Genomic DNA, 320 nt, shown 5'->3' on the forward strand with positions numbered 1-320 from the left:
CGGCAGCGGGTCCGGCAAGCCCTGGCTGAAGGCGGCGTACAGCGCGCTCACTTCGCGCACCATGATGCCGATCGACCAGCCGTCGGAAATGATGTGGTGCTGGGTCAGCAGCAGCACATGCTCGTCGTCGGCCAGTTGCAGCAGCCGGCCGCGCACCAGCGGGCCGGCGGCCAGGTCGAAGGCCTGGGCCGCCTCGTCGGCGCGCAGGCGCGCCACGGCGGCGTCCTGTTCGTGGCCGGGCAGCGCGCGCAGGTCGTGCAGGGACAGCGCGAAGCCGTGGCCGGCGGCGGCGATGGCCTGGACCGGGGCGCCGTCGCGCT

The 320-nt window shown here is 74.7% G+C and carries 1 protein-coding gene; it reads right to left on the reverse strand.

Annotation, left to right across the window (positions count from 1 at the left end):
* The coding region (locus KVP70_RS33545; protein WP_217946751.1) for a condensation domain-containing protein at positions 1-320 on the reverse strand (320 nt) is incomplete at both ends.

This window comes from Duganella violaceipulchra (genome assembly GCF_019166075.1).
Taxonomy (GTDB): Bacteria; Pseudomonadota; Gammaproteobacteria; order Burkholderiales; family Burkholderiaceae_D; genus Rugamonas; species Rugamonas violaceipulchra.